Below are 21,266 nucleotides of genomic sequence, written 5' to 3' on the forward strand. Positions count from 1 at the left end.
GTCGCACCGCTTAAACAGCTTGGCCCGAATGACTGGGTGATGGAACTGTTCCATGGCCCGACGCTTGCGTTTAAGGACTATGCGCTTCAGGTGGTTGGTCGCCTGTTTGACCATGTTCTGGCCAAACGCGGCGAACGTATCACGATTGTCGGTGCGACGTCGGGCGATACCGGATCGGCCGCGATCGAGGCCTGCCGTGATCGTGAAAATATCGACATTTTCATCCTACATCCCAAGGGCCGCGTTTCAGAAGTCCAGCGTCGCCAGATGACGACCATCCTGTCGGACAATGTTCATAACGTTGCCGTTGAAGGATCGTTTGACGATTGTCAGGATCTGGTCAAGGCACTGTTTAACGACCATGGCTTCCGTGACGAAGTTGGCCTGTCGGCGGTGAATTCGATCAACTGGGCGCGCATCATGTGCCAGATCGCCTATTATTTCTGGGCGGGTGCGCAGCTTGGGTCGCCGGAACGTGAAATTTCCTTCTCGGTGCCGTCGGGCAACTTTGGCAACGTTTATGCCGGTTATGCCGCGATGCAGATGGGCCTTCCGATCAAACAGTTTGTGGTGGGTGCCAACCGCAATGATATCCTTGCCCGTTTCTTTGAAACCGGGACCATGAAGATGGAAGGCGTTGAACCATCGCTTAGTCCGTCGATGGATATTCAGGTCAGCTCAAACTTTGAGCGTCTGATGTTTGATCTTTATGATCGTGACGGGCTTGCGATTGCCGATATGCTGACCAAGTTCCGTGAAACCGGTGTTATGGAAATGTCGCAGGGCCAGTTTGGCCGTGCGCGTGAACATTTTGACGGTTATCGACTGGATGATGAAGAAACCAAAGCCGCAATCAAGGATGTGCTGGCAACCAGCGGCGAACTGGTCGATCCGCATTCCGTGATTGGCATTGTGTCCGGCCGTCAGTGCAATCGGGACAAATCCGTGCCGATGGTGGCACTGGCAACGGCACATCCGGCGAAATTCCCGGATGCGGTCAAGCAGGCGTCGGGCATCTACCCGGACTTGCCGCCGCGTCTTTCCGATCTATATGACCGACCTGAAAAGGTCGAACCCATGTCCAATGATGTGGCCGCCTTGATGGCGCACGTTCGTAAAAACCGACGTGCCGCCTGAAGACAAGCCATGATTGGGCCTGAAATGCGAAACAGGAGTAATGCTATATGACAGTCGAGCTCACCCGGCTTGACAATGGAATGATTGTCGCGACCGACCGTCTGGATCACGTAGAGTCGGTTGCCTTGGGCACATGGGTTGATGTTGGGGCGCGTAACGAGACGCCAGACATCAACGGCATTTCCCATATGCTTGAACATATGGCGTTCAAGGGCACGCGTCGTCGTTCCGCACTTCAGATTTCCGAAGAGATCGAAGCAGTTGGCGGGCAAATGAATGCCTATACCTCGCGCGAGAACACGGCCTATTATTGCAAGGTCCTGCACGAAGATCAGGAACTGGCGATTGATGTGATTGCCGACATCCTGCAGCACTCCACACTGGATGCGAAGGAACTTGAACGCGAACGTCAGGTCATCTTGCAGGAAATCGGTCAGGCCAACGATACGCCCGACGACATCATTTTCGATTACTTCCAGGAAACCGCCCTGCCAAATCAGGCATTGGGGCGCTCGATCCTCGGCAGCCCGGAAAATGTATCGTCGCTCAGCCGCGATCACTTGTTTGATTACATGTCGCGCCGCTACAGCCCGAAGCGCATGGTGTTTTCAGCATCAGGAAAGGTTGAGCATGATCGCGTGGTCGATATGGTCGCCAAAAAGTTCGACAGCCTTCCGGCTCATGAAGACCACGAGATGGAGCCGCTCAGATACGAAGGCGGCAGCCGGATTGAAAACCGCAAGCTTGAACAGGTGCATGTGATCTTTGGTCTTCCGACCGTGTCCTACACCGATGACAGTTTCTATGACCTGCAGGTGTTCAACACCCTGTTGGGTGGCGGCATGTCCTCGCGCCTGTTCCAGGAAATCCGCGAGAAACGCGGGCTGGTTTATTCGGTTTATAGCTTCTCGTCGCATTACGTGGATGGTGGCCTGTTCTCGATCTATGCCGGGACGGGGGCCAATGACATTGGCGAACTGATGCCGGTCATGTGCGATGAACTGGTCCGTGCGACCGAAGACCTTTCCGAGGAAGAAGTCACACGTGCCCGTGCGCAGCTCAAGGCATCGGTGGTGATGGCGATGGAAAGCAATTCGGGTCGCTGTGAAACACTCGCACGCCAGATCCAGATTTTCGGTCGCCCGCAAAGCATGGAAGAAATAGTTGGCAAGATCGACGCGGTTGATCTTGAAAGCGTACGCCGGTCCGGTAAAGCGCTGCTTGATGGCAAGCCGACCATCACGGCCCTTGGTCCTGTGGACCAGATGCCGTCCTATGACGACGTGGCAGCACGCCTGCGCAGTTAATTGACCGCGCATCGCGACGTATAGTAACGGCACTTGCCAGTCGGGCAGGTGCCGTTTCTTTTTGCTGCGCTGCCTTGGCTGGTGTATCCCGTTAACAGTCAGGATTGGGGAACGTGCAGTATGCAATATGCCTTTGATATCGGTGGATCGAACATTGAGTTCGGGGTTTTCGATGCGGATGAAGCGGTCATTGATCATCGCAAGGCATCGACACCGCGCGAAGATCGCGGTGCCTTTATTGCCATCCTGTCCGAATGCATCCGTGAAGCCGATGCCAAATACGGTCAGTCGCAGGATATCGGCATCAGCCTGGCAGGCGGGATTGATCCGAAAACCGGTGCCGTGATTTCGGCCAATATTCCGGCGATCAAGGATTGGCCGCTGGCTGTGGAGCTTTCCAATATTCTGGGGCGTAAGGTTCTGGTTGAAAACGATGCCGACTGTTTTGCCCTGGCCGAAGCGTCAAGTGGTGCCGCCCGGGATGCCAGCATCGTGTTCGCCATCATCCTTGGTACGGGTGTCGGTGGTGGCATTGTCGTTGATCGGCAGTTTGTCGGTGGCAATAGTGGTATTCGTGGCGAATGGGGGCATGGAAATGATGTCACCGGAACCCTGATCAAGCATGGTCTTGCCCCGATTGCCTGTGGCTGCGGGCGTGCAGGGTGTCTTGATGCCTGGGGTGGCGCCCGTGGCCTTGAACGCATTTATTCCCAGATTGGCGGCGCGTTACGGGCCAGTGAAGACATTACGTCAGGTTGGCACGCCAATGAGGATTTGGCCGCCAAGGCCATCGACATTTATTGCGATCTGGTTGCGCGTGAACTGGCTTTGATGGTCAATGTTCTTGATCCCGACTGCATTCCCGTGGGGGGCGGTCTGGCATCCGAAACTGCATTGATCGAAGAGATTGATGTACGGGTCCGCAAGCAGGCTCTTGGTCGATATGATACGCCGCTGGTGGTCCCGGGCGCCTATTTCCGTGATGGCGGCTTGCGTGGGGCCGCATTGCTTCATCAGATGCCGGTGCGCCCGAAAACGCGTTGATTGTTCCGGTCATATCAGAAAAATATTATCCATCCAGAAGAATGGCCTATGCCTTGGTATGCTAAGCGTTTAGAATTTGCCCTGTGCGACCAAGGGTTTTAAATGTTGCAGTATAACAAGACTTTATGGCTGGCGTGTCGGGGGAAAACCGTGCCAGTCACAATATGGGAAACATCATGACGACCGAGTTTGAGACCGATCATCAGGCAGAAATGGCCAAAATGTTCGAACAGCGTGTTGAGGCGATCCTGAAGCTCGGCATCGAGCAGTTTGGCCTGCCTGTTGGGATCTTCAGTGCCATTGGCGAAGAGACCTATGAAATTCGGCAGGTCTTTCACCCGGAAAATGCCCTGACGCCGGGCATGGCGTTCGACCTTGATGAGACGTTCTGCAGTCATGTGATTTCGGCCAGCAAGGTTTTTGCCTTTCATGATGTCAGTGAAAGCGAACTGGGCGACCATCCGGCTGGCGAGAAATTTGGGTTTGCCGCCTATCTTGGTGCGCCGATTGTGGTTGAAGGCGAATGCATCGGAACGCTTGCGTTTGGCGGCCCAAATCCGGTGGCACCCTTTGGCAAGCATGACATTGATCTCGTACAGCTTTTTGCCGACTCAATTGGCCAGACAGTTGCCCATATTCATGACCGCAATGCGCTGGATCAGGCGCGAAAAGATCTTGAACGCACTGCCAATACCGATCCGCTGACCGGGCTTTATAACCGGCGCTACATGGAAAGCATCCTGCGTACCGAGCTTGAGCGCTCAAACCGTTATGGCAATGCGGTCGTCGTCGGGATGGTCTATTTTGACAACCTCAAGAGCCTGAATGAAAGCCTTGGCTATGCTGCTGGTGACGCGGCATTGAGGCTGTTTGCCAAGGTGGCATCGGATATGATGCGCGAAACCGATGTGATCGCGCGCTGGAGCGACAAGGAATTCATTATCCTGATGCCGGAAACCGGGGCGGCAGGGGCCTTGAATTATCTGCAGCGTCTGACGGATCATGTCGGGGCAGAGGAGTTTCAGGCAGGAAATGAATATCCCGCTCTGACCCTAAGCGTTGGTCTTGGCATTGCCGAGCCGGGGGATACCCTTGCCAAACTGGTGTCGCGGGCAAACATTGCCATGCATCAGTCAAAGCAGTCCTGAGCACGAAAATAAGGGTGGCACGTTCGCGTGCTGCCAGCCTGCAAAAGGCAGGAAAAAGAAAACCGCTTTGAGGAAAACCTCAAAGCGGTTTGTCTTGGCTGGGGCGGTAGGATTTTCAGTTGGCTATGTTTTAAAGTATTGATGTCATTGATAATGTTGACATTTTTCAGATGCGTGTGCTACTAGCGTGTACCACCAACGTGTAACACCAAGCTGACAAATGGCTGATACTAGATATCTGCAAAAACGCCGTCAGGGTTGGTATTTCAGAATGAAAATACCGACCGCATTGCGTGCCCATTACGGCGGAAAATCACAAATCATAAAGTCGCTGCGCACGAGTGACTTGTCGAAAGCCCAAAGCCTTCGATGGCAAATGGTCGCGGACCAAAAAGCGGAATTTGAAGTTCTGACTGGAATACGTGACTGGACACCAGCCCAAATTGAAGAAAAGGCGGAACGGGAGTTCACAGAGTTCCTCGTTCAACTCAATGAAGATGGAGTTGAGGAAGACGAACTCGATATCGTGCGCGATGTTTATGTTGAGAAGCTAAGAGGGCGGGAGCCCCTGAACGATCTCGATTTCGCGATTGCAAGGGCGCGTATTTATGCCTGCTCTGCTCGCCAAGCTGCGCTTGATGGGAAGGTTTATCCGAAGCCGACCTCGTTTGGCCGGAACACCATTGATCCTGTTGAACTTGTTCCATACCGAGAACTTAAGCAAAAGAAGAAGAAAGAGGGTCCGCTGTTTCGAGAGGTCGCCAAGCGATACCTTGAGGAGACCCAGCGTGATCCAAGTGCAAGGCTGACGCAGCAAACCATTGCCCAGTACCAAGTCGTTCACCGCCTATTTGATGAGTGGGCCGGAAGACCAACCTTGGAGGAAGTTACGCGCCCGCAGGCCGCAGAATTTATCGAAGTGGTCAGTACGCTTGATCCCTATTGGGGACGTAGCCCCAAGACCAAGCAACGCAGCTTCAGCGAAATCATGGAACGCTTTGGAAATCATGAGGTAGGTCTGAGCAATCGGACACTTAACCGCTATTCCACAGGATTGTCTTTGGTGTGGAAATGGGCAGACAGGCGCGGGATTTTCGAAGGAAAGAACCCATGGGAGGGATTGCAGCGTCCTGAAGGGCAAAGCCGCAAGACCGGAAAATTGCCGTTCATACAGGAAGAGGTCTGCACCCTTTTGTCGCAGAAGCCTGAAGTGTTTCCGAGTGAACAAGACTATCCAAACACCTTGCTTTGGGTCTGCTGGATTGCTGCTTTCAGTGGGATGAGGCTGAACGAAATTTGCGAGAGGAAAGTATCAGACCTCAAGCAACAGGACGGTATATGGTGCCTTGAGGTAACGGGAGCCAAGACCGAAGCCGGTGATCGTCTTGTTCCTGTCCATAGCACTCTTCTTGATCTGGGGCTTCTGGAGTTTGCGCGTCACCATCGGCAAGAGTACCTGTTCCCCTGTTTGCTTCCCGGTGGACCAGACCAGAAAAGGTCATGGTATTTGACCAGACGCTTCGTGGAATACCGAAGGTCGCTTGGTGTCACGCGCATTGATAACGTGACGAAGAAGGACCGGGTCAACTTCCATTCATTCCGCAGGACAGTAATCCAGCAATTCGAGCATGCCCGTTTGCCGCAGACCGAAGTTGCCCAAGTGGTGGGCCATGAACGTGTCGGGATTACCTATGGCACTTATAACCCTGACGGGCTTGATATAGCGGCTCTCAAGGAGATAATTGAGGTCATCAAGTATCCGGGGCTAGCTGCGTTGATAAGTGCAGAAAAGGAAAATACAGAGGCAGCAGAATGAGGTTAGGTACAGTCCACTGGTTTACAGGCTTGTCTCGACTTTGTTGATTGCTAGCATGTGCTCATTCTGATCAAGCCATGCCTTTCGCGCTTGGTAGTCTGGTATCAATGATCCGACCAAGTTCCAGAAAGGCTTGTCGTGGTTGCGGTGGCGCAGATGGCAAAGTTCATGAACCACCGCGTATTCAAGGACTGTCTTTGGGGCAAAGATCAGATGCCAGTTGATATTAATCACCCTGTCTTTGCCACAACTACCCCATAGGTGTTTCTGATCCTTAATGCGGTAGGCCTTGGGTTTCAGGTCGTTCTTTGGCCCATAGCGACGAATGAATTCCCCAACATCCTGTCGCAATCGTTTCTTGAGCCATAACCGCAAGGCATCCTCGATCAGCATGTCTTGTGAGTGCGGAGAGGCGGAGGTCGGATATTCAATGTACAGGCCATTCCGGTAGGAAACATGCACCAGCGTATCGTCTGTTGAGCCAACCTTTAGCCGCGTCATACGTCCGCGAAATGGTATCTTTGCCCCACTGACAAATCGGGACAACGAAGGCGATCTATCGGCTGCATCGCGCATCTTACGGGTCTGTTCAAAAATCCACTGCCGCCGTCTCTGAACAGCATTGTTGATCTGTTCATCCGTTGCCGTGGGCGGAACGACGACTTCCACCAGTTCAGGCGTCACGGTGATCCTTGCCTTTTCGCAAGTACCAACGCGCTTTAACTCATATGGAATGTCAGTATTGCCGATTGTCAGGGTAGGCATGGTCGTCACTTCGCAAAAGCCTTAAGCGCAAATTCTTCAACTTCCTCGGGGACAAGCTTAAGGTTCCCAAACTTCGCCTCATGAAGCTTCTGGCGGACCTGTTGTCGAAGGTTCTTTCTAAGCTCGGTCTTCTCATGCCACATGGGTGGCGTGTCCTCATATATGCCTTCAACCGCTATCGCGATTTCAGCCAAGCCGTCTGGCGTCATCTCTTCGGGTTGATAGGTTTCAAGAACCTTCATAATGCCATACGCCTCTGGCGACATATCAGTGCCTTCATGGGCCTTGGCCTCTGCCTCCAAGTCCTTGGCAAGTTCCTCAGCCATTCTGAGCTTGTCCGCCCAAGACAACTGGGCACCGTCCATCTTCTCAAGTAATTCCTTGAGGCGCTGGGAGAACTTTCCGTACTGGTGCGGGTTTTCGTCGAGCCTCTCATAGACAGTTTTGCGTAACTCTGTACCCTTTCTGATCGCTGCCGTCTGAAGGTCAGTTTCGGGTTTACCTTCCACCTCAAAGTCCTGCCAGAAGTCAGGGTCGGTGATCGACCGAAGCTTGACAGTTACGCTCAAACCAGTGGCATCAAGATGCTCTTCAAGCATTTCGCGGATTTTCTTGCTGTATTCCTTGTGATCGAACGCTTCTTTCTTCTCGAACACCTGAGTGGCATATCGCAGGAAGCTCGCCACCCATTTCAGGTCCTTGGTATATTCCAGAACCGACTTGTCAGGGCTGAGCGCGGCATAAATGGAAATAAACTCGCGGGAGACAGAGCGATAAGCAAACCATTGGTCCTCGGTCTTCAGCATATCAACAAAGGCGTCATATTCGGCCTTCAGGTCTGACGTTCCGCGCTTCAAGCCTTTCATCATCTTCATGACAGCCGCATGGGCCGCTTTGAGTTGGGAGCGAAGGTTGTCCAGGTCCACCATCGCATTCTGAACATCATCAGACCGATAGGACGAAAGAGCCTGATCAAGGTTCTGAGAAACGCCGATGTAATCCACGATCAGGCCGTTTTTCTTTTTGGCATCGGCAACGCGGTTGGTCCGCGCAATCGCCTGAAGAAGCGTATGCTCCTTAAGCGGTTTATCAAGATACATGACCGATTCAATCGGTGCATCAAACCCCGTCAGGAGCTTGTCACAGACGATCAGGAAATCAGGAGCCGCGCCCTTCTTGCCAAATGCCTGTTTGACCGATTTTTCAGCTTCCCGATCAAGATAATGTGCCATCAATCCTTTGCGCAGATCGGCAATGTGATCATCTTCGGATGGCTTATCGTCTTCTTGCGACCGTGAATAGACACAGGCGGATTGAAGGGTTGCGGCCTTTTGGGCGTCATCCGGCGACATCCCCTGCTTGATCAGATCATCCGCAATCACCGTATCCAAGGCCCGTTTGTAAAGGATCACCGCTTCGCGATCTATGGCGACGATCTGGGCCTTGTAGCCATCCGGGGCGGCGTATTTCTTGAAATGGGTCCAGATATCAAAGGCAATCAGTTCAATGCGTCTGGGATGCTTCACCAGATCGGCAAAGGTGACGCCACGCTTCTTGAGTTCTTCGAGCTTGTCATCAGGCAAATCGGCAAACCACTGATCGAACAGAATGTCGATCTTGGCTTCATCAATGTGCCAGTCGGTCTTGCGTCCGGTGTAATAGATCGGAACGGTCGCCCCATCGACCACCGCATCATCAATGCCGTATTTGTCCAGATACCCTTCGCCAACAATCCCGAAGTTCTTGTAGGTATCTTGGTCAGATTTCTTGATCGGAGTGCCGGTAAAACCAAAGAACCGCGCTTCAGGCATGGTTGCGCGAAGATACGCGCCAAGGTCCTTTTCCTGTGTGCGGTGGCATTCATCCACCATGACGATCCAGTTTTGGGAATTGGCAATAGGCGACTTCGACCCTTGGAACTTGAAGATCGTGGACAGGGCTGTGATGCCGTCAATGCCACTGCCGATCAGTGCGTGAAGATCAGCAACCGAACCAACACTTACTGGGTTCGGCAGCCCACAAGCCTTGAACGTACCGCTAATCTGGTCATCCAGATCAATACGGTCTGTAAGTACCATCAAGTTGGGGTTTGCCAGTTCGGGGGATGCTTCGGTCAGATGGGTTTTCAACTTCAAGGCCGCAAATACCATCGTCAGCGACTTGCCAGACCCTTGGGTATGCCAGACCAGCCCCCTGCGGTGCTTGCCCTCTACGACCCTGCTGACGATCTTGTTAACGGCCCGGAACTGCTGATACCGACAAATCTTCTTGATCTTCCCGACTTCGGCTTGTTCAAAGACGATAAAATGGGCGATCAAGTCCAATAGGCGCGAAGGCTCCAACAGGCTCCAAAGACCCTTGTCGAGTTCATTGGAAAAGTCTTTCTCCGAACGCGGCCAAGGATCACCCCAGGAGCCATAGAACTTAGACGGGCTTCCAGTGGTGCCATACAGGCAATTGGTGCCATCGGTCAGAATGTTGAAACAGTTGGAAAAGAACAGCCTTGGGATATCGCGTTCATACTGTTTGATCTGGTCGAATGCCTCGCCAGTCTTGTCCTTGGCGTTGATCGGTGACTTGGCCTCTATCACCACGACCGGGATTCCGTTTATATAGACCGCAACATCGGGAATGCGGGATTTCTCCGCCTTCACATAAAGCTGGTTGGTAACAGTGAATGTGTTGTTTTCGGGTTTAAGGAAATCAATGAGTTTGATGGTCTTGTGTTCGGTCTGTCCCTGTACCTTGCGGCTATAGTTCCCGCGCAAGATTCCCAGCCATTCTTCATTGTCGTTCTTGCTGATCAGATCGACATAAGCAGCTTGGGCATCTTCATCAGACAAACCGTTCAAGCGTTGAATGGCGTCTACAAGATGAGGGCGGAACAGAACTTGGTTTTCGCCATCACGCAGGGCTTCATGTTCCACCTTGGTCACAACGGTATAGCCCATATCCTTCAAGGTTTGGATCGTCGGCTTTTCCGCCAGTTGCCATTCACTGCCCATTGTCACCGCCGGATGAAATTGCGCCAATGCACCTCAAAAAGTCCTTACCAGCTTCACTAATGAGGTACCGATTAGAACTTGGCTGCATTTCGACACCACCAAACATCTGGTCTCTCTCCAGAAGGCCAAGAGAAGACAGGTGCCTACGCATTATTTCGTTAAGCCTTGCACCTCTTTGGGCTTCTTCTCGACCAGTATGATCAAGAATGTCCTCAACAGTATGCCCCGGCTGCACCACATTCCGGTTTACCTCGTGAAAGCTTGTGCCTTGCACGTTTCCTGCGGTTGGTGAGTTTGCAGGATGATACTCGGCCAAAAGAATTATCTGCCGGTCATCAAGTTGTTCCAGAATACGCATGAAGTGCCGCGTTTCTTGTTGCTCGAGACCTGTTTCTTGAAGTCCTTTTGCTACCAATTCCGCGATATACTTTTTTCGATCATCGCTTATGGCACGAGCAGATTGCCAGATTCCCTCTTCAAAAAGGTCAAGCCCTTCGGGTTTTTCTAAGGCAAGCTTAAGTTTAAGCTCGTCAATCTGGTCTTGAAGGTATCGAATATAGGCTTCTATTCTGTCGGCACGAACATTTGGGATGAGTTCTGTTAATACGGTTTGAATGGGTGGTCCGATAACCGGAACTGTGCCCAGAACACTTGCCCCAACACGCAATACCTTTGATCTTTGGGTATCTCCAAGCGTTGGATGTTGATCTTCTTTAGACATCGCCAACTTCCACACGTTTTTTACCCGAGAGAAGCTCGGACATAACGCCCGTTTTCAGGCTTTGAAGCTCAGCAATATACCTTTGCAGGATGCCAAGTTCTTGTTCAAAGCTTGAAAGAATCTCCGATATCTCAATTTGTTCATATTTCTTTGGAACCGCAACCAGTAAGCTCAGCAGTTTAGCCTTCGAGATATTCTTCATTGAGCCGCTAGTGCCGGTCGCAATGCCTGACATTCGTGCCCGCATGTTGTAGGAAGCAAAAACAAAAGACAACCAGCGCACAAGTGTCTTATCTGTGTCTTTTACGCTCAGTTGCCAGAGCCTGTCAGGTAGAAACAGATTGGGATAGTCTTGTGATACATATGCATTGGCTCCAACTAATGCGGGCGTGTTCATTCTACTTATGATTATACTATCGGCTTTGACCGGGTTTTTGGCCCTTGCGAGCTCATGAGAGAGAATTGCTTTGTGCTCTGCCGCGTCAAAGAAACCATTCGTTACACAACTCGTTTTGAGTATCCCTGCCTCATTATCTCGAATAGTTCGGTTCTCCGAGTTAACACTCACACCAGCTTTAAGGGCCTCGACCAAATCGCCAAGTTCAACCACCTCCCAACTCTCAGGAATCTCGCCCAGTTCGGTTTGTTTGAACCTGGTGTGACCAATTCCTTTGGTGAGGAGGTTTTGGACCAATCCTTTTTTGACCTGGTTGGTTTGGTCAATGACGGCTTTGGTCGCCGCAATGGTCTCATCCACGCTGCTCAGAACTTCCGCGATTTTCTTCTGTTCGTGCTGGGGGGGGAGAGAGATTGGAAAGTTTTTCAGTTGAGTTAAGCTTATATTCGGCTGTGCCCCTGTTGTTTTCTGCTCCTCAACCAACTTTTTTATTCTAGGGCATTGAAGGTAGTAAGCCACATAAGAGAGGTCTTGGTTAATCCCTTTGATTAAGGCCACCGCTTGATTCGTGTTGGCTTCCGATTGATCTTTATAAACGGCTACCCTTCCGAGAGTTCCAGCAATGGTGAAGAGGATAGTATCTTTCTTGATGATAGAACGCCGGAAAGCTGAGTGACACTCATCCGATACAAATGCAGTAGGCTCACCTATGTTCCCGTGGTCATCTATGTTTTCGGCTTTTATGAAAGGTATCCCTTCCGTCCGGTAACCAAAACCAGATGTAGTGGGCGTTGTTCCCTTGGTAATGATCTCAGAAATGCTGCCAACCGTTGTTTCTGCCCACCCCTCTGGAATTTCATGCGTCATAGCCAAGCTCCTTAAGGAAACCCATCATCTTGGCTTCGGCTTCATCGCGCTGCTGGCGCAGAGCGTTCAGTTTAACGACTTCTGCTGCAACATCGATCTCGTCCTCGTCTTCGTCCGTGCTGACATAGCGCGAGATATTGAGGTTATGGTCGTTCTTGCGGATTTCATCCAAGCTAACCACTCGGGCAAACCGCTCTTCGTCTTTGAACTCACCGAATGTATCGGCGAAACGCTTCACATTGGCGTCTGACAGGTGGTTCTGGGCTTTGCCTTCGACGAGTTCATGAGTGCCATTGATCACCAGAACCTTGCCTTTGCGCTCTGCGGGTTTGTTTCTGCGAATGATCAGGATACAGGCGGGAATGCCCGCGCCATAAAACAGGTTCGGTCCCAGCCCGATCACCGCATCGATCAGGTCATCTTCCAGAAGTCCTTTGCGGATTTTCGCCTCTGCCCCGCCACGGAACAGGATGCCGTGCGGCAGGACCACACCCAACATGCCATCTTCCTTGAGACTGGCCAGCATGTGTTGGACAAAGGCAAGATCACCATAGGATTGCGGTGGGCAACCATAGGTATCGCGACCAAATTTGTCCCCGGTTGACCAGACATCATGGCCCCAGTTTTTCAGGGAGAATGGTGGGTTGGCAAGGACACGGTCAAAAGTACGAATGGCTTTTGTGCCATCGCCAACAAGATGCTTGGGATCAAGCAGGGTATCGCCACGTTCGACAAAGGCATCATCAATGTCATGCAGGAACAGGTTCATGGAGCAGATCGCCCATGTGTTCAGGTTCTTTTCCTGACCATACAGCGACAATGAACGCGGGTTCTTGCGTTGGCGTTCAAGGTGATGGAAGCATTCCAGCAGCATCCCGCCAGAGCCACAGGTGGGGTCATAGACAGACATGCCCTCATCAGGCTTCAGGCATTCGACAATCAACCGCACGACCATCTTCGGGGTGTAGAACTCGCCCCCCTTCTTACCCGCATCATCGGCAAACTGGGCGATCAGGTATTCATAGGCGTTGCCAAGGATATCAGCCTCGACATCAACATGGCGCAGACGGTGTTTCTCAAAGTGCTGAAGAAGCTTTTCAAGCGTGGCATCGGGGAAGCGTTGCTTGTTGTTGAAGTCCACATCCTGAAATACACCACGAAGGCGGTGGTTGGCGTCCTCAATTGCATGGAAGGCCGCGTTTAGGTGTTCGCCAATGTTGGTGGTGTGCTTGCGAATATCCTTCCAGAAGTGGCCTTCGGGGATATGGAAACGGTGTTCGTCAGGATCAGCCGCGAGTTCCTTGTCGCCATACTGGCTCAGTTTCCGTTCATATTCTTCTTCCCAGACATCACAAAGACGGCGGAAGAATAAAAGACCGAAGATGTAATGTTTGAAGTCCCCGGAATCGATGGAGCCACGAAGGATGTTTGCGGCACCCCACAGGTGGGATTCAAGTTCTTGGAGCGTCAACTGAGACATGAAACTGGTGTTTCCCCTGCAACTTTAGGCACGTTGAATGTTATGGGATTCACCATAAAGGAAACCGAGTTTTTGGCAATTGGTCTGGTTCTTATTCCGTTTTAAAGACTGACATTTTTCGGGTGTGAAGATGGCGGAATAAATCGGGCAAGTGCCGGGTTGTTGTTTGGGCATGCGCTCATTGCAAAGCAACAGATGAGTAAAGAATGAGGTGCGCTCTTAGGCGCAGACTGACGGATCGATCACGGGTCTGTTTACGCCGGATGTAATGGATACAGTTACTCAGGGCAGAATTCGTCGCGTAGGACCACTGACCCCCAAGGAGAACTGTTCATAGACCCATGCATCCCAAGTGTCCCTTTGATCGCCAACTTTGAGAAATTTTGAGATGCTATCTGGTATCTTCGGTGCCAGAAGATAATTCATAAACCTGCGGAAGGCGTTGAAATCATCAAGGCTTTTGGGGGTAGGTTGAAAGTCAATTGATTCTTTGAGGGACTTAAGAATATCTGCATAGCTGGAAAATCCCAAACTCCAGTTCTCGTCCGGTTCCTCAAGGATTTTCAGTTCGTATGCTGTGGCGTCTTGCTTCACGCATATAACCGCACGTGCAGCCTCATAACCTTCACTTCATATGGTGCATTTTACTTCGTAGGTTGTTCTTTTCCTGATCTTTGGAAAATGAAAAGGCCCTGTCCTTTGAGGGGCAGAGCCTGTTTCAACGGTCGTGGTTATATTGCCTGGACAAGTTCTTAGCTGGACCTGTTTACACCGGATGTAATAAATAAGGCTCTCAATTTTCCACCGAAAACTCATGCAAAGTCGCGTTCGGCCCAATCTTGAGCATGATCACACGGCCAGTCCAGAAACTCATTTAGTGGTGCTGTTCGACGCCTCAAGGCTCGCTTTAACTGGTCTTCTTTCTTTTTCTTGTATCTGTGCACGACTTGTCGGCTGATACCGAGACCAGCGGCAAGTTGAGCAAGCTCCAAGTCAGGAAAGTAATCAAGCAGCCACCTTACTTTGCCTTCAGTATTGAGACTCGTATGCCTTTTCTGTTCATAATCCCGAACAGCTGCCAATACATCGCGTGTGGCTTTGTCGAGGGATGTTTTCTCCAGCATCTCGGGAAGGTTTTCTTGGACATACTCTATACCAATTGGGGATAGAACATCGAACGGTCCATGTTGTCCGAGAATGCGAAAGCCTAGACCCTTTTCCGCTGCCTCGGGAACCAGCCGGTTTCTATAGGCGAGGGCAACCGGGTCGTATTCCTTGTGGCAAAGACCCAACTCCGACATGACCTTGATCAGGGTTGATCGGGAAATCTGAAGTTTGTTGGCGACTTCAGAAAAGGGGAGATGGTCTCCAATGCTGATCGTAACGACCTCACCAGTTTCAAGGTCGGTGTATTTTTTCTTGTATTCCATAGAAATTCTCCAAGCGCGTTTTCCTTCTATGGTGGTCCCTAATCGCACTGGAGAAGCTGTCTGTCTCTTGCTGCCTTATTTCATCTTGAACTTCGTTTTTTCATTGGTGATAATTGTCTAACTCACTGACTCAACTAGATTTTTTTGCACCAACCGATTGGATTGAGGTTCCAATTATGAACATGCAGTTGCTTAGAGATGTATGGTTTGCACTTGAAGAAATCCGAGGGCGAGATGAGGATATGCCAGCGTCGCGCCAGAACATGTTGCTGCGTCTTTATCTTGCTGGAGATGATGGTGTTACCTACGAGGACCTGATGGATGAGATGGCCCTCACAAATGCCAGCGTGTCGCGGAACGTTAACGCCTTGAGCCCTTTGGATCGCCATGGGAACTTGGGGTTAAACCTTATCGACATTAAGTCTGACCCAGAAGAGCCAAGAAGACGTAGAGTGTTTCTCAATTCTCAAGGTAAGCGCCTTATTTCCAGAATTTTCTCGCGCGCCGGTAAAGGTCAGGTTGTCTCTGATGAGCGATCAATAAATCTGTCGGAACTTGAACCGGTGAAGAAAGAACTCCCAAAGAAGGCAAAAGGCAACCCGAGGGCAGGCGTCGAGAAGCGAGGTAATAGCTATCGGTGGCAACTGATGTTCAATGGTAGACGTTTGTCTGGAACTGAACCAACTGCGAAGAAGGCCCGCGCAGCCCGTGAGAGGGCGCTTAAACAGCTTAAGGAGGCCGAAGAACACAGTGTGGAACTTGAACCGTCAAGTTGAGGTGAGTTAATCCGCTCCGAGCGACTCTAAAACACGATAAACGGACGAACGGGCAATCCTCAATTCCTTTGCAATGGTGGTTGGGCTTTTGCCCGCGTCTTTCATGGCTCGGACTTTATCAGGATCAATCTCTGTGGGTCTGCCCTTGTACTTTCCTTCCCTTCGTGCTTTCTCAATGCCTTCTCGCTGACGTTCTAGCATGATCTCTCGTTCAAACTGAGCGATAGCAGAGACGACATTGAGCATGAGACGCCCTGTCGCTGTTCCTGTGTCTACCCCAAGGTCAACAATACGCAGCCCTGCCTTTTTGGCCTCAATGGTTTGCATGATGTCAACTAGGTGGGCGGTAGAACGTGCCAAACGGTCAAGCTTTGTAACGACCAAAGTGTCGCCCTCTCGGATGAAGTCCAGCGCCAAGGCAAGTTGCTCACGGTTCTTTACGTCAACCGATGACACTTGCTCTTTGAAGACCTTCTCACATCCCAGATCAATGAGGTCTCTGACTTGTACTTCAATGCTTGCTTTCTGATCGAGAGTCGAGGTGCGGGCATATCCAACAAGCATAGTGTTCTCCTGAAAGTGTCCGATTTATATCTAAGACGTTATTCAGTGAGTGCTCTATAAGTCAACAAGTAATTTAAAAAGGACACTATTGGTGTGATGGATGCGACGTCCGTTTTGACCATGGTTATATAGGACGGTCGGGGTTCTTAATGTCTGGCAGAGGAAATAGATGAGGTGGCAAAGTTTTGGAGTTTGTAGCTGTCGTTAATCGTCTCTGGTGAGAGGGCGGGACCCCATGGGGGGAAGAGGCCAGAAACAATATATGGATATGTCACTCAAATTTTTGACCCTGAAACATTCTGGGTGACCTCCAATGTCACTCGGGTTCAGGATTTCAGAATTCGCTTATCGCGTGGCTCTTGTGAGAGGTGAGAAAAGATCATAAATCTGAAATGGGACAGGGAAGACAGGCAGAAGAAGAAAGCCATGTACGAGAAACCTGTTGGCGTCCCGATTAAATACCTCATCAAACAACGTAGACAGAAGGTGGTCTTTACCTGCGGCTGTTGCTCCCGAGAAGTTACAAAGACACCTCAACAACTGTTGGATCTCGCCAGTCCTGATACTGGGCTTAAGGAGCTATCTAGGAGGCTTAAGTGTTCCCAGTGTGGTGCAACACAGTTCAGCTTTGCTGTTTCCTATCCCTAGCTTATTTGAGGGGAGGGTTAGGCTAGGTGCTCTAGGGATATAAACAGGTAAGTAATCAGGAAGAAGTAGTAGCTATAGAGGCTCTATAGAGTACTAAAGAGGTACTATAGTTATACTATATATGTGTTTTTGTTGATTGATTATTCTCCTTCCTTCTATGGTGGAACCTAATTCTAACTATATGAATTTAAAGGATTAATTGGGGTTCTGTCTTGTCTGCCTGAATCAGGGGCAAAAGTGCCCATTCATCAACGCTAGCGGAGGGTTAGGTGCCCAGAAATCGGGACAGGTTCGCTTGCAGTCTGTGACTTAAAACGCAGGTCTGTGATGAAGCGAATCACCTCAATGCGGTGAGCCATTCAGTAAGCTCAAAAAACAGTCTCAGAGTGAGGAAATATGTGTGCCAATAAGGTCACCAGTGTGTAACACCAACGTGTAACACCCCGCGCTATGGCGGGGTGCTAAACGTCTGATTTTATTGAAAAAATCAAGTCTGGCTGGGGCGGTAGGATTCGAACCTACGATACACGATACCAAAAACCGATGCCTTACCACTTGGCCACGCCCCATCAGCGTGTGTGGCGCGGAAAATAGCGCCCCCATGCGCAGAGTGCAACCCTCTATTTGAAGGTTTTTTTATCCGGTCCTGCCCCGGCTGTTCAGTCCGGAAAGGCTGCGCCGATTTCGGCCTGCTCGCGGGTCTTTTCCGAGAGGATATGCGTGGGTGAAATCCACCAGTCCGGGTTCTGTGTTGCGATTGCATGGGCGGCACGTTCGGCCTGACTGGTTGTGTCGTATATGCCAAAGCAGGTGGCACCACTGCCCGACATTCTGGCCAGCAAACAGCCGTCTTCACGCGCGAGTGCATTGAGCACATCACAAATTTCCGGAAGTATTCCCGTTGCGGGCAAAGTCAGATCGTTGCCGCATTCCGACAGCGCATCGGCAAGCGATGCCGCACTTTGGAATGTCTGGTTGCCTTGCCATGCGCCCGTGGGACTGAACCCCTCGTCAGCGCGGGCCTTGAAAATTTCGGGTGTTGAAACCGCTTTGCCCGGATTGATCAAGACAATCGGTACGGGCGGCAGGTCAGGCAGTTCGGTGATTTCTTCGCCAATCCCCGACATCACGCAGGTTTCGCCGTGCAGGCAAACCGGAACGTCCGCCCCTAGCGACAGGGCGATGTGCGATAAAGTATGCGCATCAAGATCAAGCTTCCACATTTCGCGCAGCAACCGGATGGCCGCAGCTGCATCCGCCGATCCGCCACCAATGCCAGATGCAATCGGCAAGCGTTTATCAAGGATCAAATCCGCCCCCTGTTTGGGCGCACAGGTGTCTTGCAGCAGCTTTGTGGCCTGCATGACAAGATTTTCGTTGATGTCATTCTGGGCAAGGGTGGCCGCCATGGGCCCGGTGATTGAAAGCGTGATCTGGTCATCGCTGCGCAATTCACCACTAAGGACATCACCGGTTGCGGTAAAGCAAACCAGACTTTCAAGCAGATGATAGCCGTCATCGCGTTTGCCGGTGACATGCAAAAACAGGTTAACCTTGGCAGGTGCCTGCTGGCGATAGGTCGCAGACATGAACGTTTCTTCCCAAATGTGTCAGTTCACGACAATCGGGGCCACGCTTGGTACCTGGCCATTGATTTTGGCTTCTACGGTACTGCGCAGGTCTTCGGTCGGATTGAATGACAGGGCGCGGTGCCACTGGAAACGGGCTTCGTGATAGCGCCCGATTTGCCAATAGGCATCCCCCAGATGATCATTGATTGTCGGGTCGTCAGGTTTCAGTTCGACAGCCTTTTCAAGCTGTTCAACCGCATCATCGAACCGGCCCAGCTTGTAATAAACCCAGCCGAGGCTATCGACGATATAGCCGTCATCAGGCTGCAATTCGACGGCACGTTTGAGCATGTCTTCGGCCTGATCGAAATTCATGCCCATATCAACCCAGCTATAGCCGAGATAGTTCAGAACATAAGGCTGTTCGGGTTCGATTTCGAGCGCCTGAAGGAAGTCTGCTTCGGCCTTGGCCCAGTCGCCCGCCCGCTCGTTTGCGATGCCCCGACGATACAACAAGCGCCAGCCAACCTGTGTCTTGCCGCCCAGACGTTCTATGGCCTTGTCATAGGCATCGGCAGCCGGGCCATATTCCTGCTGGAAGCGCAGGATATCGCCAAGCTGGATCAGGGCGTCCGGGCGGTCCCTGCGTTCGCCAACCATGTCTTCAAGGATATCAATTGCTTCATCCGCACGGCCAATTTGCTCAAGGCTGGATGCGATGCGCAGTCGCGCATTCCAGCTGTGCGGTGAAGACACCGGAATGGCCCCGTAAACGTCAATTGCCGTTTCAAAGCGATTCTGGATTTCCATGACTTCGCCAACCAGAAGACGGGTAATGTCATCATCAGGACGCAGCGACAATGAATAGCGCGCCATCAACAAGGATGGATCAACGGCGTTTTCCTGACTGAGCAAGGTGGCGATATCAAGATAGGCCTCTGCCAGACCCTCTGCCGGGGTCAGCATGGTCGCGATTGGCGGTTCGCCGCGATCAAGGCGCGCCAAATGGAAGGGCATGGCAAGCGATTGCGGATGCCGGTCCATGTAGCTTTCATAAAGAAGGGATGCCTTTTGCACCTGTCCTTTGCGCTCATAGACGGCACCAAGGGCCTCTGCCGCGCGAAGTGGCGCATCAGCCGGGTCGCCATAGGCGCTGGCAAGGGCGCGTTCGGCAGCATCAAAATCGCCGAAATGTGCGAGTATCAAGCCGCGATGATATTCCGAAAGCGGGTTCAGCGAACCATTGCCCTGCATGCCGTCAAGTGCGGCCATGGCTGCGGCTTTCTGATCAAGGCCGGTATAAAGCCATGCCTTTGCCAGCGGTGCAATCAGGGCGTTGATGCCGCGTTCGGGCAGGCTTGAAACAATATCAAGCGCATCCTGATAGCGATCTTCGCGAATGGCGGCATCCATGACCGTCAGGGCCGCAAACAGATCCTGATCGTTTTCCGACTGCAGTTGTTTGGCAATATCGACCGCATCACTGATACGCCCGTCGCTGATCAGCGCGAGGAAAGCGCGACGGCGCAGTTCTGCGTTATCGGGATCAAGGTTATGGGCACGCAAAAGATACTGCGCAGCATAGCCCGACTGGCTTTCAAGCTGTGCGGCCTTGCCTGCAAGGAAGTTGCCCGAAAAACCGTTGGATTGCGGATACTCGAAAACGGTGTCGTCGCTTTGTTGCGGCATGGTGCCACAGGCCGAAAGTGCAACAGCCGTCATCGGGATGAGGAGGTGTAACAGTTTACGTTTCAAAGGCTTTTCCTGCGTCCGCAATTCGGGTTCGGAGATGTAAGGTCGTATGCATCGCCATAGTGAATTTCGGGTTTAGCCTACTCAGTCGGCAATTATAAGGCAAAGCATTTGCAACACGGAACCATGCGCAAAGGCCATCACAATAAAGTAATGATCCGCAAAGTGCCGAAAGCAGCGGGCAAAAGCATCATATTGGCTAGCAATAAAGTGGACGCTTGGCCGGGATATCCAACTGTTTGCCAATGATTTCGCGGGCCTGTTTGGCAAATTGAGAACGCTGTCCAACCGGGGCGACTGTCTCAAGCACGGCAATGGCCTTATCCAAGCCGACGGCCTTGGCAAGGAACCAGCCGGCAAGATAGCTTGACGACAGGCAGCCGCCACTGGTGACGATGTTGCCCTGTGCGACCAGCGGGCGGTCTTCGATCACGGCTTTGGTGCGTGCTATCAAGGGCCGGGTTTTGTTATCTGTTGTCACGGTCGCGGGCAGCAGGCCCATGCGATACAGAAACAGAATGCCCGAACATTGTGCGCCAATCAGTTGCCGGGTCGGATCAAGCGACAGCTGCTCCATGATATCCGGATCATTGATGTGATCGCGTGAATGAATGCCGCTGCCCAACAAGACCGCGTCGGCTTCCTGTGCAAAGGACAGAGGCCTTTGCACCGAGACAGAAACACCGTTCATTGATGTAACGGTGTCGCCGGTGCCAACGATTTCGGCATGGACGCCATCGGCCTTGGCGCGGTTTAAAATCGCCAAAGCGACGAAGCTGTCGAGTTCGTTGAAACCTTCAAGGGTCACAATTGCGATTTTCATGTTGTTCTTGCCTGC

At 51.7% G+C, this 21,266-nt stretch carries 17 protein-coding genes and 1 tRNA gene; 6 read left to right on the forward strand and 12 right to left on the reverse strand.

Features of this window, described 5'->3' with window-relative positions:
• The 5 genes from thrC to B2R48_RS15660 all read left to right on the forward strand — a co-directional run.
• A partial coding sequence (gene thrC, locus B2R48_RS15640) for a threonine synthase (protein WP_297002269.1) occupies positions 1-1,137 on the forward strand: 1,137 nt, incomplete at its 5' end.
• A 47-nt stretch (positions 1,138-1,184) separates the two neighbouring features.
• Positions 1,185-2,444: a M16 family metallopeptidase gene (locus tag B2R48_RS15645; RefSeq protein WP_062956656.1), complete on the forward strand. Its 1,260-nt coding sequence runs from the start codon at positions 1,185-1,187 to the stop codon at positions 2,442-2,444.
• 120 nt (positions 2,445-2,564) lie between these two features.
• Positions 2,565-3,488: an ROK family protein gene (locus B2R48_RS15650; RefSeq protein WP_297002273.1), complete on the forward strand. Its 924-nt coding sequence runs from the start codon at positions 2,565-2,567 to the stop codon at positions 3,486-3,488.
• Between the two features lie 176 nt (positions 3,489-3,664).
• The gene (locus tag B2R48_RS15655; protein ID WP_297002276.1) at positions 3,665-4,636 is read left to right on the forward strand and encodes a sensor domain-containing diguanylate cyclase; all 972 of its coding nucleotides are present in this window, start codon (positions 3,665-3,667) and stop codon (positions 4,634-4,636) included.
• Positions 4,637-4,856: 220 nt separating this feature from the next.
• Entirely contained in the window at positions 4,857-6,452 is a 1,596-nt protein-coding gene (locus B2R48_RS15660) for a site-specific integrase (protein WP_297002279.1), read from the forward strand.
• Between the two features lie 21 nt (positions 6,453-6,473).
• Here B2R48_RS15660 and B2R48_RS15665 read toward each other — a convergent pair whose 3' ends face one another.
• The 7 genes from B2R48_RS15665 to B2R48_RS15695 form a co-directional block, all read right to left on the reverse strand.
• Positions 6,474-7,217: a M48 family metallopeptidase gene (locus B2R48_RS15665; RefSeq protein ID WP_297002282.1), complete on the reverse strand. Its 744-nt coding sequence runs from the start codon at positions 7,215-7,217 to the stop codon at positions 6,474-6,476.
• A 5-nt stretch (positions 7,218-7,222) separates the two neighbouring features.
• Entirely contained in the window at positions 7,223-10,222 is a 3,000-nt protein-coding gene (locus B2R48_RS15670; protein ID WP_297002285.1) for a type I restriction endonuclease subunit R, read from the reverse strand.
• Positions 10,212-10,943: a hypothetical protein gene (locus tag B2R48_RS15675; protein ID WP_297002288.1), complete on the reverse strand. Its 732-nt coding sequence runs from the start codon at positions 10,941-10,943 to the stop codon at positions 10,212-10,214. The genes B2R48_RS15670 and B2R48_RS15675 overlap by 11 nt, the downstream gene beginning before the upstream one ends.
• A complete protein-coding gene (locus B2R48_RS15680; RefSeq protein WP_297002290.1) occupies positions 10,936-12,207 on the reverse strand; it encodes a restriction endonuclease subunit S in 1,272 nt (423 codons plus the stop codon). Before B2R48_RS15680 ends, B2R48_RS15675 begins: the two co-directional genes overlap by 8 nt.
• Positions 12,197-13,687: a type I restriction-modification system subunit M gene (locus B2R48_RS15685; RefSeq protein ID WP_297002293.1), complete on the reverse strand. Its 1,491-nt coding sequence runs from the start codon at positions 13,685-13,687 to the stop codon at positions 12,197-12,199. Before B2R48_RS15685 ends, B2R48_RS15680 begins: the two co-directional genes overlap by 11 nt.
• Before the next feature lie 282 nt (positions 13,688-13,969).
• A complete protein-coding gene (locus tag B2R48_RS15690) occupies positions 13,970-14,281 on the reverse strand; it encodes a hypothetical protein (protein ID WP_297002295.1) in 312 nt (103 codons plus the stop codon).
• 218 nt (positions 14,282-14,499) lie between these two features.
• Positions 14,500-15,117 (reverse strand): hypothetical protein, encoded by a 618-nt coding sequence (locus B2R48_RS15695; RefSeq protein WP_297002298.1) that lies wholly within the window; start codon positions 15,115-15,117, stop codon positions 14,500-14,502.
• 176 nt (positions 15,118-15,293) lie between these two features.
• Between B2R48_RS15695 and B2R48_RS15700 the strand changes: the two genes are divergently transcribed.
• Positions 15,294-15,893 (forward strand): hypothetical protein, encoded by a 600-nt coding sequence (locus B2R48_RS15700; protein ID WP_297002301.1) that lies wholly within the window; start codon positions 15,294-15,296, stop codon positions 15,891-15,893.
• 6 nt (positions 15,894-15,899) lie between these two features.
• On the opposite strand, the gene B2R48_RS15705 is transcribed toward B2R48_RS15700, so the two are convergent.
• The 5 genes from B2R48_RS15705 to B2R48_RS15725 form a co-directional block, all read right to left on the reverse strand.
• Positions 15,900-16,457 carry a recombinase family protein gene (locus B2R48_RS15705; RefSeq protein WP_297002303.1) on the reverse strand — a complete coding sequence of 186 codons (558 nt, stop codon included), beginning with the start codon at positions 16,455-16,457 and terminating at the stop codon, positions 15,900-15,902.
• A 1,142-nt stretch (positions 16,458-17,599) separates the two neighbouring features.
• Positions 17,600-17,674, reverse strand: a tRNA-Gln gene (locus B2R48_RS15710).
• A gap of 90 nt (positions 17,675-17,764) precedes the next feature.
• Complete coding sequence (locus tag B2R48_RS15715; RefSeq protein ID WP_297002306.1) at positions 17,765-18,694, reverse strand: 4-(cytidine 5'-diphospho)-2-C-methyl-D-erythritol kinase; 930 nt, start codon at positions 18,692-18,694, stop codon at positions 17,765-17,767.
• Positions 18,695-18,715: 21 nt separating this feature from the next.
• A complete protein-coding gene (locus B2R48_RS15720; RefSeq protein WP_062956652.1) occupies positions 18,716-20,431 on the reverse strand; it encodes a tetratricopeptide repeat protein in 1,716 nt (571 codons plus the stop codon).
• 196 nt (positions 20,432-20,627) lie between these two features.
• Positions 20,628-21,251 (reverse strand): DJ-1/PfpI family protein, encoded by a 624-nt coding sequence (locus tag B2R48_RS15725; RefSeq protein WP_297002309.1) that lies wholly within the window; start codon positions 21,249-21,251, stop codon positions 20,628-20,630.
• Positions 21,252-21,266: the final 15 nt, after the last annotated feature.

The sequence above is a fragment of the Thalassospira sp. UBA848 genome (assembly GCF_002295455.1).
Taxonomy (GTDB): domain Bacteria; phylum Pseudomonadota; class Alphaproteobacteria; order Rhodospirillales; family Thalassospiraceae; genus Thalassospira.